Origin of the sequence: Pseudarthrobacter sulfonivorans (genome assembly GCF_001484605.1) — a bacterium.
Classification (GTDB): domain Bacteria; phylum Actinomycetota; class Actinomycetes; order Actinomycetales; family Micrococcaceae; genus Arthrobacter; species Arthrobacter sulfonivorans_A.
In genome coordinates this window covers 736947-750935 of record NZ_CP013747.1, presented here as the reverse complement: position 1 = coordinate 750935, position 13989 = coordinate 736947, and the positions used below count along the sequence as shown (strand labels likewise).

At 66.1% G+C, this 13989-nt stretch carries 14 protein-coding genes; 9 read left to right on the top strand and 5 right to left on the bottom strand.

From position 1 onward, the window contains the following. Positions 1–9: 9 nt before the first annotated feature. Genes AU252_RS03315 through AU252_RS03305 form a run of 3 tightly spaced genes read right to left on the bottom strand, consistent with a single transcriptional unit; the run spans position 10 to position 2966 of the window. A complete protein-coding gene (locus AU252_RS03315) occupies positions 10–1041 on the bottom strand; it encodes an aminoglycoside phosphotransferase family protein (protein WP_058929504.1) in 1032 nt (343 codons plus the stop codon). Beyond that, positions 1038–1766 carry a VIT1/CCC1 transporter family protein gene (locus tag AU252_RS03310; protein WP_058929503.1) on the bottom strand — a complete coding sequence of 243 codons (729 nt, stop codon included), beginning with the start codon at positions 1764–1766 and terminating at the stop codon, positions 1038–1040. The genes AU252_RS03315 and AU252_RS03310 overlap by 4 nt, the downstream gene beginning before the upstream one ends. A 51-nt stretch (positions 1767–1817) precedes the next feature. Continuing rightward, positions 1818–2966 carry a DUF4439 domain-containing protein gene (locus tag AU252_RS03305; protein WP_058929502.1) on the bottom strand — a complete coding sequence of 383 codons (1149 nt, stop codon included), beginning with the start codon at positions 2964–2966 and terminating at the stop codon, positions 1818–1820. Positions 2967–3072: 106 nt separating this feature from the next. Between AU252_RS03305 and rimP the strand changes: the two genes are divergently transcribed. The 5 genes from rimP to rbfA all read left to right on the top strand — a co-directional run bounded on the left by rimP (position 3073) and on the right by rbfA (position 9038). Next, positions 3073–3687, top strand: coding sequence for a ribosome maturation factor RimP (gene rimP, locus AU252_RS03300; protein WP_058929501.1), 615 nt, complete (start codon positions 3073–3075; stop codon positions 3685–3687). Then, the gene (gene nusA / locus AU252_RS03295) at positions 3687–4667 is read left to right on the top strand and encodes a transcription termination factor NusA (protein WP_058929500.1); all 981 of its coding nucleotides are present in this window, start codon (positions 3687–3689) and stop codon (positions 4665–4667) included. The genes rimP and nusA overlap by 1 nt, the downstream gene beginning before the upstream one ends. A gap of 169 nt (positions 4668–4836) precedes the next feature. Further along, positions 4837–5214: a YlxR family protein gene (locus AU252_RS03290; protein WP_058929499.1), complete on the top strand. Its 378-nt coding sequence runs from the start codon at positions 4837–4839 to the stop codon at positions 5212–5214. A gap of 152 nt (positions 5215–5366) precedes the next feature. After that, positions 5367–8282, top strand: a complete 2916-nt coding sequence (infB, locus tag AU252_RS03285; RefSeq protein WP_058929498.1) for a translation initiation factor IF-2 — start codon at positions 5367–5369, stop codon at positions 8280–8282. Positions 8283–8528: 246 nt separating this feature from the next. After that, a complete protein-coding gene (gene rbfA / locus AU252_RS03280; protein ID WP_058929497.1) occupies positions 8529–9038 on the top strand; it encodes a 30S ribosome-binding factor RbfA in 510 nt (169 codons plus the stop codon). Positions 9039–9112: 74 nt separating this feature from the next. Here rbfA and AU252_RS03275 read toward each other — a convergent pair whose 3' ends face one another. Beyond that, entirely contained in the window at positions 9113–10210 is a 1098-nt protein-coding gene (locus AU252_RS03275) for a ScyD/ScyE family protein (protein WP_058929496.1), read from the bottom strand. A 181-nt stretch (positions 10211–10391) separates the two neighbouring features. On the opposite strand from AU252_RS03275, the gene AU252_RS03270 reads away from it, so the two are divergent. Then, positions 10392–10877, top strand: coding sequence for a nucleoside deaminase (locus tag AU252_RS03270; RefSeq protein WP_058929495.1), 486 nt, complete (start codon positions 10392–10394; stop codon positions 10875–10877). A gap of 15 nt (positions 10878–10892) precedes the next feature. Here AU252_RS03270 and AU252_RS03265 read toward each other — a convergent pair whose 3' ends face one another. Beyond that, positions 10893–12056: a pyridoxal phosphate-dependent aminotransferase gene (locus tag AU252_RS03265; RefSeq protein WP_205630628.1), complete on the bottom strand. Its 1164-nt coding sequence runs from the start codon at positions 12054–12056 to the stop codon at positions 10893–10895. A 96-nt stretch (positions 12057–12152) separates the two neighbouring features. Here AU252_RS03265 and truB point away from each other — a divergent pair, with 96 nt between their 5' ends. Genes truB through AU252_RS03250 form a run of 3 tightly spaced genes read left to right on the top strand, consistent with a single transcriptional unit; the run spans position 12153 to position 13964 of the window. Next, positions 12153–13136, top strand: coding sequence for a tRNA pseudouridine(55) synthase TruB (truB, locus tag AU252_RS03260; protein WP_083510243.1), 984 nt, complete (start codon positions 12153–12155; stop codon positions 13134–13136). 2 nt (positions 13137–13138) lie between these two features. Continuing rightward, on the top strand, positions 13139–13492 hold the full coding sequence (locus AU252_RS03255) for a hypothetical protein (protein ID WP_058929493.1): 354 nt from the start codon (positions 13139–13141) through the stop codon (positions 13490–13492). A 1-nt stretch (position 13493) separates the two neighbouring features. Further along, entirely contained in the window at positions 13494–13964 is a 471-nt protein-coding gene (locus AU252_RS03250; RefSeq protein WP_058929492.1) for a hypothetical protein, read from the top strand. The last annotated feature ends 25 nt before the right edge of the window (positions 13965–13989 follow it).

Below are 13989 nucleotides of genomic sequence, written 5' to 3'. Positions count from 1 at the left end.
ACCCGTCGCTCAGCTGTCGCCCTGCCCCGGCTCAGGCAGGGCGTGCGCAGAGGGGAGACCATCGAGGGTCCGCCCGGCAAGGGTGCTGGCCACCCAGAGTGACCGGGCCAGATCTCCCTGGTGGCGCGGCAAGGACGCGTAGCAGAGGGCGTTCTCCACTTCGCGTGCCACGGCCCACTGGCGCGCAGCTTCGGCGTCGAGGCCGGCCGCGGCGCTGAAGTCCTGGCACCGCCGCCTCAACCCTCCGGCCGGATCGCTCCGGGGCAGGTCGCCGAGGCGGTTCCACAGCAGCGGTGCCACAGCGAACTCCGGTTCGCCGATCATGGGCTGCGGGTCGATGGCGACGAAGGCCTCCCCGGGCAGCCCTCCGCTGATGGTGTGGGGCCGGGCCAGGATGTTCAGGAAATGCAGGTCCGTATGGACCAGGACATCGCGGCCCGAGCGGCGGCCAACGGCGCCGCGGGTCTGGCAGACTTCCAGGGCCGCCTCCAGTAGCCAGCGCGGGAACGGGCGGCCCTGCTGTTCCCAGTCGGCGGGCAGGTCATCGCTCCACTGTTCGGCCCGCCCGGCGATGTGATCGAACTCCTGCCACTGCGGCCGGCCGTCCGGCACCAGGCCCAACTGCCGCATGGTGCTGCCCCACGCCACCGCCGCTTGATCCAGCGGAAGGGTCTGGAGCGAGGAGTCCGCATTCAGCCGCTCAAGCAGCATGGCGCACGTTCCGGCGTCGGATTCCAACAGCCGGACGGCGCCGGAGCCACCCCACAGCGCCAGCGCATGGCGTTCCACCCGTGCCTCATCGTGGGGAAACGCGATCTTGAGCGCCGCCGGAGTCCCGTCCGTCCGGCGGACTGGAACCACCACGCCGCCGTGGCCATGCCACGGGAGGGCACCGTCTTCCAGGTCAACAGCCAGTTCCCAATGCTCCAGCCGCCCCTGCACCAGTCCCGGAAGGGAGGAAAGCCAGGCCCGTCCCGCGCTGCTGTGGCTGTAACGCCCGCTGAGGGCTGGCGGGATCGGTACGCCAATTTGGACAGTCACAGGACGCCGCTTGCGCCAAGCAGGTTGCCGATGGTGAACGTGGCAGCCAAGGCCAAAGCCCCGCCCGCCACCACCCTGGCGGCGGCCCGCAGCTTCGAACCGCCACCGATCCAGGCTCCCAGCGCCCCGGTGGCAGCGAGGGCCGCCAGCACGGCCGCGAACGTCAGGGGGACCCGGATGCTCTCCGGTGGCAGCAGGATGGCGGCCATCGGCAGGATGGCGCCGGTGACGAACGCAATCGCCGAAGCAAAGGCTGCATTCCAGGGGCTCACAATGTCTGTTTCGTCGATGTTCAGTTCGGCGGAGAGGTGCGCGCCCAGGGCATCGTGGGCCGTCAGCTCCCTGGCCACTGCCAAGGCTGTGTCCACACTCAGGCCCTTGCCCTGGTAGATCGCCGCAAGTTCCTCCAGTTCTTCCTCGGGCTGTTCCTGCAGCTCCAGGCGTTCCTTTTCGATCAGGGCCTGCTGGCTGTCCTTCTGGCTGCTGACGGACACGTACTCGCCCAAGGCCATGGATACTGCTCCGCCCACCAAACCGGCCATGCCGGCGACGAGGATCGGTCCGGACTGCGTGGTGACACCGGCGACGCCCACCACGATTGCGGCGACCGAGACGATGCCGTCATTGGCACCCAGCACGCCGGCTCGCAGCCAGTTCAGGCGCTGAGCGACGTCGTTTTGGTGGGGCTCATTCTCATGAAGGGCGGGGGCACCGGCACTGTCCATGCCTCCAGCAAAGCATTAGTGCCTGCGGCTGGCCAGTGTGCCGTGCCTTGGCTACGAATTGCCGGGAGTGCTGGTTGTGGAAGTTCCGGGAGTTGATACAGGCTCCGGCAGTGGCGGCAGGAGTGCTTCGTCCAGGACCACGCCGGGGACCGGGCCTGGCGACGCACCCCAATAGACGGTCCGCCGGGCCGCCGACTGAAGCGCCGAGAGTGCCCATCTGCGGTCGCGCCCGTCGCTGAGCGCCACCACGTCGCCGAGCACCGGAAGGGTCCCCGCCTCCAGTGTTCCCAGCCCCGCTGCAGGGTCGGCCAGGAACGCCTGGCTCAGGACATAGCCGGGCTGCCTCGAGGGTACCGCGGCACAGCGGGACCTGCCCATGGCCTCCGCCTCGCCCCGGAGGGCGGTGTGCTGGGCCAGGAAGTTCGACGCCGGACCCGCAGACCCGGAGTTAAGCCTGGTCAGCGCGGCCTGATACGCGTAGACCAGTTCCAGCTCGCCCTCCACGGCTAAGGACAAGGCGGAACCGAGGTTCACGCCAGTGCTGGCGGCTGCTTCGCTGGCGCAGCTGGCGGCGCGTGAAGCCGTAAAGGACGCTACCGCGGCCGGCGATGCGGGGGAGGAGGGGCCAGAACCCGGAAGTGCAGCCAACGCGATCCCGGTCGCCGAGGCCAGGTCCTCTGCAGCCAGAAGCTGGGCAGTTCCGGTGCCGGCGAGAAGGCGGGCCATGCCGCCGTCGGCCGTTTCGGCATCGTGGAGCCGCTGTGCCCCGCTTGCCTGGAGGGCAGCGGCGAAGTCCGCGGTGGTGGACGGCGGCGTGACGGTGGCCAGCGCTGTGGACGGGGCAGGGACGGGGGCAGTAGCCGCACGGTCCAGGGCAGGATCGGCCGCATCAGCCGGCAGCATCAACGCCCGGGCCTGGACAGTCAGCAAAGTCACAATCCGGGCCAGGGCGGCCGCTTGTGGGGCCGGCGCAGTGGCGCCGGCAGTGCCTTCGAGGTCCAGGCCAGCGGCCCTGAGGGTCAGGGAATCCGCGAACGCGGATGCCCTTGCCTGCTCGGAAAACGGCGGCGCCGCAGGCGGGGACGGTTCGCGGGGGATGAGCACCAATCCGAGGCTCACCACCAGAAGGGCGGCCAGCGCAAAAACGGCGTACTGGAAATAACGCCTGCGGCGGCCGGATTTCTGCGTGTCGTCTTTCACAACAGACCATGTTCTCACGCCTGATGCCAATCTTCGTGCACCACTGTGGCCGGAAAATCGTTAGGCTAGTAGTCACAACATCATCTATTGGAAGGCGGCCGGCATCGTGAGTAATGCAGAAGCCACGACTTCATCAGACGCTACCGGAACGGGTACGGCTGAAGCTGCGCCCGCCAACAATCCCGAAGCCGTCAGGCTCCGGGCGCTGTTGGAACCGGCGGTCCAGGCCAACCGCCTGTACCTCGAGGACGTATCCATCCTGGCCGGTTCACACCGCGTGGTCCACGTGGTGGTTGACCTGCCGCAGGAGGAAACCGGCGGCGTAAACCTCGATGTCATCGCGGACATCTCCAGGGTCCTCTCCGACGTCCTGGACAATGATCCCGCAGACGACGGGCGCCCCTACGACCTCGAGGTTTCCTCCCCGGGCGTCGCGCGTCCCCTCACCGAAGTCCGGCACTGGCACCGCGCCCGGGGCCGGATGGTCAAGGTCAACGTCATCCAGGGCGAAAACGTCACCGGCAGGGTCCAGTCCGTGGACGATTCCGGCGTCACCATCATCCCGGAGATCGCCGTCAAGAAGGGCATGAAGCCCAAGCAGGGCGAGCCCCAGATTCTTCCTTTCGACAGGATCCGCAACGGAAAAGTCGAGATCGAATTCAGCCACCTCGAAGAAGCTGGTCTGGAACCTGAGCACAATGGACCTTCTGAGGAGGCCTGATGGATATTGACATGAGCGCGCTGAGACTACTGGAGCGTGAGCGCGAAATTCCGCTGGACCTCCTGATCCCCACCATCGAGCAGGCGCTCCTGGTGGCGTACCACAAATCGCCCGGCGCCTTCGAGAAGGCCCGGGCCGAGCTGGACCGCAAGAGCGGCCACGTAACCATCTGGGCAGTGGAGATCGACGACGACGGCGCCCCCATCGGCGAGTTCGAGGACACTCCTGCCGGCTTCGGCCGTATCGCGGCGAGCACCGCACGCCAGATCATCCTGCAGCGCCTGCGCGACGTCGAGGACGACGCCATCCTGGGTGAGTTCAAGGGCCGCGAGGGTGAACTTGTGGCCGGCCTGATCCAGCAGGGCAACAACCCGCACATGATCCAGGTCAACCTGGGTTCGGTGGAGGCCCTGCTGCCGCCGCCCGAACAGGTGCCGGGGGAGAAGTACATCCACGGCAACCGGCTCCGCGCCATCGTTATCGATGTCCACCGCGGCACCAAGGGCCCGTCCGTCACCCTGTCCCGTTCACACCCGGGCCTCGTCCGGAAGCTCTTCGAACTGGAGGTCCCGGAGATCGCGGACCGCTCTGTGGAGATCGTGGCACTGGCCCGCGAGGCCGGCCACCGTACCAAGATCGCGGTCAAGGCCCACACCCAGGGCATCAACGCCAAGGGCGCCTGCATCGGCGAAATGGGTTCCCGCGTCCGCGCCGTTATGACGGAACTGAACGACGAAAAAATCGACATCGTCGACTTCAGCGAGGATCCGGCAACGTTTATTGCCAGTGCACTTTCCCCCTCGCGTGTGAATTCGGTCACCATCGTGGACGAGGCCACCCGCTCCGCGCGTGTGGTGGTCCCGGACTACCAGCTCTCGCTGGCCATCGGCAAAGAGGGCCAGAACGCCCGGCTGGCGGCCAAGCTGACGGGCTGGCGAATCGATATCGTCTCGGACGCTGCCCCGGCGCGCGAAAGCTAATCCGGTTCCGGGGCGGCGGCCGGCGGCGGATACCTTCGGCCGAAGCCCCGGTTTCGGGCAGAACTGCCCCGGGGGCTAGAATAGACATGACCGCGCCTAACGGCCGGTATTCGTGTGCCCTGAGAATTCCCGTTCCGCCGATGCGGTTGGGGCCTCAGGGCCAGCAGTTATGAACGTCAGGAAGATACTCACCGTGGCAGAAGTGCTTCACACCGAGGATCAACCGCAGCGTACCTGCATCGGATGCCGGAAGCAGGCACCGCGGTCTGAGTTACTCCGGCTCGTCGCCGAAGGCAGCGGTTCCACCGCAGTGCTGGTAGACGAACGACGCCGGATGGCTGGCAGGGGTGCATGGCTGCACCCCAGCGAAGCGTGCCTGGCCCTGGCGGTCAAGCGGCGAGCATTCGGAAGGGCCCTCAATGGGGCAACCGGGTCCACCGCCGTCGAACGCCGGATCATGGCAGGCAAGCAGGATGCCAGCCCGTTGCAGGTACCCCTGGTAGCTGCAGCAAAAACCGTCCAACCTGAAAGCGGGTCAGAAAACTGATGGAAACCCGATGAGTTCCCAGCGATGAGTGCGCAACGATGACAACTTTGTTGCGCTCTGCAATGGGCCCTGTAGTTGCAACCGCGGCTGGGGCCCGCAGTAAGAAGTAGACGGTTCGTGCCTGGCTCGGTGCGGACCGAGACAGGAGAAATGTGGCCAAGGTCCGCGTACACGAGCTTGCTAAAGAGCTCGGTATTACTTCCAAAGATGCAGTAACCAAACTGCAGGAACTGGGCGAATTCGTTCGCTCCGCCTCTTCAACCATTGAGGCCCCGGTGGTGCGGAAACTCCGCAACGCCTACCCCGACGCAGCTGCCAAGACCGCAGCTCCGGCAGCCGCGCCCAAGGCGCCTGCCCCGTCGGCCGACACACGACCCGCAGCACCTGCTCCGGGCCCCGCAGCTCCCTCAGCCCCGGCAGCACCAGCTGCTGCGGCTCCGGCTGCACCCGTTGCCGTTTCCGCAGCTCCGGCAGCACCTGCCGCAGCACCGGTTGCGTCAGCCCCGGCCGCAAGCGCACCGTCCACCGGCGCCAAGCCTGGTGCCCGTCCGGCACCGAAGGCTGAAGCCCCGGCCGCGCCGACCCGCTCTGGCGGATCAACACAGGGTGGTTCGCAGGGCGGCTCTGCACCGCGTCCCGGCGGTCCCCGTCCGGGTAACAACCCGTTCGCCACGTCCCAGGGCATGCCCCGCGGCCGCGGTGGCGACGGAGAGCGTGCTCCCCGTCCGGGTAACAACCCGTTCGCTCCTTCGCAGGGCATGCCCCGCGCGGGTGGAAGCCGTCCCGACGGCGACCGTCCGGGTGGTCCGCGTCCCGCGGCCGGTGCCGGTGGTCCCCGTCCGGGTGGTCCGCGTCCCGCAGCCGGTGCCGGTGGCCCCCGTCCGGGTGGTCCGCGTCCCGCAGCAGGCGCCGGCGGTCCCCGTCCGGCAGGTGCCGGTGGAAACCGTCCTACTCCGGGCATGATGCCCAACCGCACTGAGCGTCCCGCACCCGCTGGTGCAGGCCGTCCCGGTGGCGGCGCCCGTGGTCCCGGACGTCCGGGTGGCGCTCCAGGCACCGGTGGCGCACCGGGTGCCGGTGGCGGCGCTCCGGCCGGCGGTGGCTTCGGCAAGGGTGGCCGCGGTCGCGGTGGCACCCAGGGTGCTTTCGGTAAGGGCGGCGCAGGCCGCGGCAAGCAGCGCAAATCGAAGCGTGCCAAGCGCCAGGAACTCGAGCAGATGAGTGCCCCGTCGCTGGGTGGCGTGAGCGTACCCCGCGGCGACGGCAACACCGTAGTCCGGCTTCGCCGTGGCTCGTCCATTACGGACTTCGCCGACAAGATCGAGGCAAACCCCGCAGCACTGGTGACGGTCCTCTTCCACCTCGGCGAAATGGCCACGGCCACGCAGTCGCTGGATGAAGAGACCTTCGCACTGCTCGGCGAGGAGCTTGGCTACAAGCTCCAGGTTGTGTCGCCGGAGGATGAGGAGCGCGAGCTGCTCTCCGGCTTCGACATCGACTTCGAAGCAGAACTCGAAGCCGAAGGCGACGAAGACCTCGAGGCACGTCCTCCGGTTGTCACCGTTATGGGCCACGTTGACCACGGTAAAACCCGCCTGCTCGATGCCATCCGCAAGTCCGACGTTATGGCGGGCGAACACGGCGGCATCACGCAGCACATCGGTGCTTACCAGGTCACGCACACCCACGAAGACATCGATCGTAAGATCACCTTCATCGATACTCCGGGCCACGAGGCGTTCACCGCCATGCGTGCCCGTGGTGCGAAGGTCACCGACATCGCCATCCTGGTGGTCGCAGCGGACGACGGCGTAATGCCGCAGACCGTTGAGGCACTCAACCACGCGCAGGCAGCAAATGTGCCGATCGTGGTGGCTGTGAACAAGATCGACAAGGAAGGCGCCAACCCGGAGAAGGTCCGCGGCCAGCTGACCGAGTACGGCCTGGTTCCCGAAGAATACGGTGGCGACACCATGTTCGTGGAGGTCTCTGCCCGCCAGAACCTCAACATTGACGAGCTGCTCGAGGCTGTCCTGCTCACCGCGGACGCTGCCCTGGACATGCGCGCCAACCCGAACAAGGACGCCCGCGGTATCGCGATCGAGGCCAACCTGGACAAGGGCCGCGGTTCCGTGGCCACCGTCCTGGTGCAGTCCGGCACCCTGCGTGTCGGTGACACGATCGTGGCCGGTACGGCTCACGGCCGCGTCCGCGCCATGTTCGACGACGACGGCAGTGTCCTGACCGAGGCCGGCCCGTCCCGCCCCGTGCAGGTTCTGGGTCTGTCCAACGTGCCGCGCGCCGGCGACACCTTCTTTGTGACCGCTGACGAGCGCACCGCCCGCCAGATCGCCGAGAAGCGTGAAGCAGCCGACCGCAACGCCGCCCTCGCCAAGCGCCGCAAGCGCATCAGCCTGGAAGACTTCGATCAGGCCGTTGCCGACGGCAAGATCGACACCCTCAACCTCATCCTCAAGGGTGACGTGTCCGGTGCCGTGGAAGCCCTCGAAGACGCGCTGCTCAAGATCGACGTCGGCGAAGGCGTGCAGCTGCGCGTCATCCACCGCGGCGTTGGTGCTATCACGCAGAACGACGTCAACCTGGCAACGGTCGACAGCGCCGTTATCATCGGCTTCAACGTCAAGCCTGCCGAGCGGGTTGCCGAACTGGCAGACCGCGAAGGCGTGGACATGCGCTTCTACTCCGTCATCTACGCAGCAATCGATGACATCGAGATGGCCCTCAAGGGCATGCTCAAGCCGGAGTACGAAGAGGTCCAGCTGGGCACCGCCGAGGTCCGCGAAGTCTTCCGCTCTTCCAAGTTCGGAAACATCGCCGGTTCCATCGTTCGCTCGGGCATCATCCGACGCAACACGAAGGCCCGCATCAGCCGCGACGGCAAGATCATCGGTGAGAACCTCACCGTTGAGACGCTCAAGCGCTTCAAGGACGACGCCACTGAGGTCCGCACGGACTTCGAGTGTGGTATCGGTCTTGGTTCGTTCAACGACATCACCGAGGGCGACATCATCGAGACCTTCGAGATGCGCGAAAAGCCGCGCGTCTAAAGGTTCGTTGCTTGACGGGTCGGGGGCGTCGGATTTTTTCCGGCGGCCCCGCCCCTACGCTGGGCGGCATAGGATCTGCGATCCCTTGCCGCCCAGCTTCGGCAGGCCCGATGCCACTCCCAGGCCGCCGGAAAAACCCAACGGGAGTCCGTCGTAGACTCGCCTTAGGCGCGTGGCAACCAACCAAACGTGTGTACGCAAGCCGCTAACGCGCCGTCGTACATCCCAAATTTTTTAGGAGTGGAAATGGCTGATCCCGCACGGGCTGCCAAGTTGGCGCAGCGGATTAAGGTTGTTGTTGCTGAGGCCTTGGGCCGGAAGGTTAAGGATCCTCGGCTGGAGGGTATTACTGTTACCGATGCCCGGGTGACCAATGATCTGCAGCATGCCACGATCTACTACACCGTTTTCGGCGACCAGGCTGTGCAGGCCGATGCTGCCAAGGGCCTGGAGAAGGCCAAGGGTGTGCTCCGCCAGGAGGTGGGGCGCAACGTGACTGTCCGCCTGACGCCGACGCTGGAATTTGTGGCGGACCAGATCCCCGTCGTTGCCTCGAACCTGGAGGACCTGCTCCGGGCCGCCAAGAAGCGCGACGCCGAGGTGGCTGCGCTGGCCGAAAATGCCAAGCACGCCGGCGACGCCGATCCGTACAAGAGCGACATTCCCGCCGATGTGGAGATCGACGAGGACGACTTCGACGAAGAGGATATTGACCTCACCGACGACGAAGACCTCGACGAAGACGCCAACAAATAGCTTCACGCGAAGAAGGCCCGGACCCGAAGTTGGGGTCCGGGTCTTTTTCGTTTGCGGGATGTTCCCTGCGTTTCCTACCGGATACTGGCCTTCAGGACCGTTCCCGCGGTGAGGTCAGCGAAGCTGAAGCCGGCTGTGGCATAGAGGGTTTTCCCTCTCAGCTCCACCGCGGCAGGACCATCGACGGCCAGGAACTGTGACTGTTCACGGGTCCAGGCGTCGATCCTGACGATCTCATTGCCGAACATCGAAGCGGCGTAAACGTCTCCGGTGCGCGACACGGCGATGCCGGTGGGGCTCAGGATCTCATCGGCCCACAGGTGGATCGCCCCGGTCCATGGATTGACCCGGAAGATGGCACCGCGGTGGCCCAGGGAAGGATCCTCGGGACCGCCGGGGAGCGACGAGACATACAGCCAGCCGTCGGGGCCGATCTCCACATCGGTGGGCACCGGTTCAAATGCGTAGTTGTGTCCGACAACGCAGGACGGGAAGCCAGCAGCCGCGGCAGCCTCTGCAGTGGCTTCCGCCGGACGCGGGGGCAGGACCGCCAGGGTGGTGGTCTCCCCGGTGGCGGCGTTGACCTTAAGGATGGCATTCATCCCGGCGTCGGCCACGAAGACGGTATTGCCGTGAACCGCTGTGGCATAGGGGTGTGAGTCGACCGCCCCGGAGTATTGTGCCGGCGGGAACGGCGCCGTAATTTGGGCCAGGCACTCGTCGGTCACGTCAGACCCGAAGCCGTAGTCCTGGAATCCGTCCGGGTTGTTCTGACGCTCGTAGGTCGCGAGGTCCACAATCGTCCTGACCTCCCCGCGCCTGTCGATTGACTTCAAATAGCCGGCCAGCGCTGTGGGATCTCCGCCGCCTCCCCCGACGCTTTCGACGAAAAACGTGGTGGTACCCCGTGTCTCAACACCGCCAACGTCCCAGCCCGCATTCGTGTAAACGTTGGTCGTTTGCCCGTCATCCTCGACGCGGTCCAGCGTGCCCGCAAAGTTCTGCGTGACGAGGACGCTCTTGCCAGGACCCAAGGCCAGGCTCAACGGCGTCATCAGGTGCTCCGCCAGGGTTTCGGGTCCGGACGGTTTCTGCGTAGCCGTGGCGGGTGCGACGGGGATGATCATCGCCGCTGCTGCCAGGCACGCGACGATCGGAAACTTCTTGTTCATTGGATCCTCCGGAGTTGACGTGCACCCCGTCGCCGGGGCCTGGCCTGAGACCAAGTCAAAGCGATCCGAACTACCCCCGGCGCTAGGTTAGTCCCGCGAAAGCAATGACGTCGACGGCATTTCCCCCTAATGTGCCCCCTATTTTGATCCGGAAATCCTGGGTCATGGCTAGGATCTAGTTATGACGCAGGCGAGCGACAACCACGAGGCCACCCGATACCTGGAACAGGCCATTGAGCTGGCTGTCCGGAACGTCTCCGACGGTGGCGGCCCGTTCGGTGCGCTGGTAGTGACCCCGGACGGGCGGGTCCATGAAGGCACTAACCGGGTCACCCGGGACAACGACCCCACCGCGCATGCCGAAGTGGTGGCAATCCGCGCTGCGGCAGCCGCAGGCGCCACCTTCGACCTGAGCGGCGCCGTGCTCTACACCAGCTGCGAGCCGTGCCCGCTGTGCCTGTCAGCCGCGCTGTGGGCGCGGATTGATCGCGTCTATTTTGCGGCCGACCGCCATGGTGCAGCCGCGGCCGGTTTCGACGACGCCGTGTTCTACGAGTATTTCAACGGCACGCGTCCGGAACTTCTGCCGGTCGCCCAAACCGCTATTCCGGCGTCGGACGCTCCGTTTGACGCGTGGCGCCGCAACACGAAACGCAAGGATTACTAACCAGGTGCCGGGTTATTAATCCTGGTTTTTAGGCAGCCTGCCGACACCCTCCACCAAGTCGTTGCGGGTACCGCACAGCGCGATCCGCACCCAGCCCTCGCCGATCGAGCCAAATGCAGTTCCCGGCGCAAGCGCAACGCCGGAATCGGCCAGGAACCTGCGGGCCCAGCTGCGGACGTCCCCGTCGCTGACATGGGAGACGTTGGCCCAAAGATAGAAGGCTCCCTGTGCACTCAGGTACGGGATTCCCTTGGCCTCCAGCACTGCTGAGGCCGCGTCCCGGTTGGCCCGGTAGTGCTCATGGGCGTGACGGACGTAGTCCTGCGGGCCTGTCAAAGCCGCGAGCGCTGCATACTGCGACGGCGAGGCAACGCAGGAGACAATCGCTTCCATCACGTTGTTCATCTTCTGCTCCAGCCCCGGCGGACAGACCAGGGCGCCGATCCTCAGGCCGGTGAGGCCGTACGTCTTCGAGAGAGTCAGCGACGTGAACACGCGCGCCTCGCCGGGCACGTCGCTGTCGAACCGGGCCGGGCTGACGTGGGGTACGTCGTAAGTAAAGGCCTCGTAGCATTCGTCGGAAATGATCCAGAGATCGCGCTTGCGGGCCAGGTCCACAAGTTGCCGGGTCAGGTCCGCGCCGAGGACGGCGCCCAGCGGGTTGGACGGTGAATTCAGGATGAGCACCCGGGTCCGGTCCGTGATGAGCGCTTCAATGTCCTGGATCCGCGGCTGGAAGTCATGCTCGGGATACAGCGGGTAGCCCACCGGCACGGCATTCAGGAGCCGGCTGGTCATGGCGAACGTGGGGTAGCCGGGGTTCGGGATCAGGATCTCGTCGCCGGGGGAGAGCAGGAGGCTCATGGCGAAGTGCAGGCCCTGCTGAGCGCCGTCCACCACGTAGACGCGCTCGGCACCGAGGCTGGTGTTGAGTCCGGCGCGTTCACGGAACCGGGTGGCGAACGCTTCACGGAGGGCCGGGATGCCGGCGTTGGGGGTGTAATTCGTTTCGTCCCGGTCGAGGCACGCCATGCCGGCTTCCAGGATGTGGCGGGGGAGCGCGAAGCCCGGCTCGCCGATGCTCAGCACGATGGCCCCGGGAGTATGCCAGGCGGCCTCGGTGATTTCGCGGATCTGGTTGACGGGGACGTCGCGCGCGTGCGCCGCAAGCTCAGGCATGGATGCCATCCTAGCCGCCACCCGCGCACCTGGGCGGGGGGCTGAGGGCAGGGCGTGTGGGCAAGGGCCGCGGCCAGCGCCGATATACTGGGAAGCGTGCTTTCTGGACTGGTGATAGTGGACAAACCGCAGGGATGGACCAGCCATGATGTGGTTGGTCGGATGCGGCGTCTCGCCGGGACCCGGAAAGTGGGGCACGCCGGCACGCTCGATCCCATGGCTACCGGCGTCCTGGTGGTCGGCATCAACAAGGCCACCCGGCTTCTGACCTACATCGTGGGCACGTCCAAGACGTATACGGCAACCATCCGGTTGGGCCAGTCCACCATCACGGACGACGCCGAAGGTGACGTGATTGCCGCCGTCAGCGCCGCCGCCGTCGCCGATGAAGCAATTCACGACGGCGTCGCCGCCCTCACGGGTGAAATCCAGCAGGTGCCCAGCAGCGTCAGCGCCATTAAAGTCAACGGTGAACGCGCCTACGCCCGTGTCCGCTCCGGTGAAGAGGTAAAGCTTGCGGCGCGCCCGGTCACTATCCACCGTTTCGAAGTTCACGCCATCAACCGGGAAGCGGGCGTCGACGTCGTGGACATTGATGTCACCGTTGAGTGCTCATCCGGTACCTATATCCGCGCCCTCGCCCGTGACCTCGGCGACGGGCTGGGAGTGGGCGGCCACCTGACCGCCCTCCGCCGGACCCACGTTGGCCCGTACTCGCTGGACCAGGCCCGGACGTTGGAACAGCTGGCCGAGGAGCTGAATGTCCTGGAGATGTCCCAGGCTGCCCGGGCACTGATGCCTAACCGCGAACTCACAGCGGAGGAGGCCACAGAGATTTCCTTCGGACGCCGGATCGCAGCGGGATCGGAAGCAGGAGATCCCGCGGCTGCCACCACTGAGCACCCCGCGGCGGCGTTCGCGCCGGACGGCAGCCTCGTGGCGCTACTGGCGGACTCCGGAAACTTTGCCAAGCCTGTCCTGGTATTCGCGCCGGGCAACGGTGCGTCAGAAAAAACTGCGCCCCGGAAAACTGCGCCCGAAGATGTTGTGCCCGAAGATGCTGCGGGCGGGGACGCTTAGGCATGGACGCCTATTTCTACATCATCATGGTGGTCGGCCTGCTCTCCAGCGGAATCTGCCTCGGCGCCGGCATCCTGAAAAAAGCCCCCAACGATCTCACCATCCTGTCCGTTGCCGCCGTCGAGCTGGCACTGCTGGTTTACCTGGTGGGTTCGATCGTGCGGGTGATCGCGGGCGAACCGATTGCCGGGGAAGCCTGGGAATTCTGGGGATACCTGGCCACGGCGATGCTCCTGCCGCCGGCAGCCGTGTACTGGTCCATCCTGGAACGGACCCGCTGGAGCAACTTTGTCCTCGCCGCCGTCGGTGTCACGGCCTTGGTGATGGCCGCCCGCATGAACCAGATCTGGTACTGAAATGGAAGAAGTACGCAACGTGAAAGCACCTCGTTCCGAAGCCGACCGTGCCAAGGCAGGTGCCAAGGCCGGCGTCAAGGACACTCGGAACACCGGCCCCGGACGCCTGCTCATCGCCGTCTATGCAGTGTTTGCCATTTCGGCCACCGCACGCGCCGGTTACCAGATCCTGACCAAGTTCTCCGAAGCCCCGCTCGCCTACCTGCTTTCCGCGTTCGCGGCGCTGGTCTACGTGGTGGCAACGGTGTCCCTGGCCAAGCCCGGTCGCACCTGGTTCAAGATCTCGCTGGCCGCCGTCCTGGTGGAGCTCGTCGGAGTTCTGGTGGTGGGGGCGTTGAGCGTGTTTGATTCTGTGGCGTTCCCGCATGAGACCGTCTGGTCCCTTTTTGGCCGGGGGTACGCGTTCATTCCGCTGCTGCTGCCTGTCCTGGGACTGGTGTGGCTGTACCGGCGCCGGCCGAACCAGCAGTAGACCGCACCAACGGTCGGCCCGGGCC

Bases quoted from the DNA above. Each gene is read 5' to 3' on its own strand.
- AU252_RS03310 (WP_058929503.1), bottom strand. From the start codon at position 1,766: ATGGACAGTGCCGGTGCCCCCGCCCTTCATGAGAATGAGCCCCACCAA.
- nusA (WP_058929500.1), top strand. From the start codon at position 3,687: ATGGATATTGACATGAGCGCGCTGAGACTACTGGAGCGTGAGCGCGAA.
- AU252_RS03290 (WP_058929499.1), top strand. From the start codon at position 4,837: ATGAACGTCAGGAAGATACTCACCGTGGCAGAAGTGCTTCACACCGAG.
- rbfA (WP_058929497.1), top strand. From the start codon at position 8,529: ATGGCTGATCCCGCACGGGCTGCCAAGTTGGCGCAGCGGATTAAGGTT.
- AU252_RS03275 (WP_058929496.1), bottom strand. From the start codon at position 10,210: ATGAACAAGAAGTTTCCGATCGTCGCGTGCCTGGCAGCAGCGGCGATG.
- AU252_RS03270 (WP_058929495.1), top strand. From the start codon at position 10,392: ATGACGCAGGCGAGCGACAACCACGAGGCCACCCGATACCTGGAACAG.
- AU252_RS03265 (WP_205630628.1), bottom strand. From the start codon at position 12,056: ATGCCTGAGCTTGCGGCGCACGCGCGCGACGTCCCCGTCAACCAGATC.
- AU252_RS03255 (WP_058929493.1), top strand. From the start codon at position 13,139: ATGGACGCCTATTTCTACATCATCATGGTGGTCGGCCTGCTCTCCAGC.
- AU252_RS03250 (WP_058929492.1), top strand. From the start codon at position 13,494: ATGGAAGAAGTACGCAACGTGAAAGCACCTCGTTCCGAAGCCGACCGT.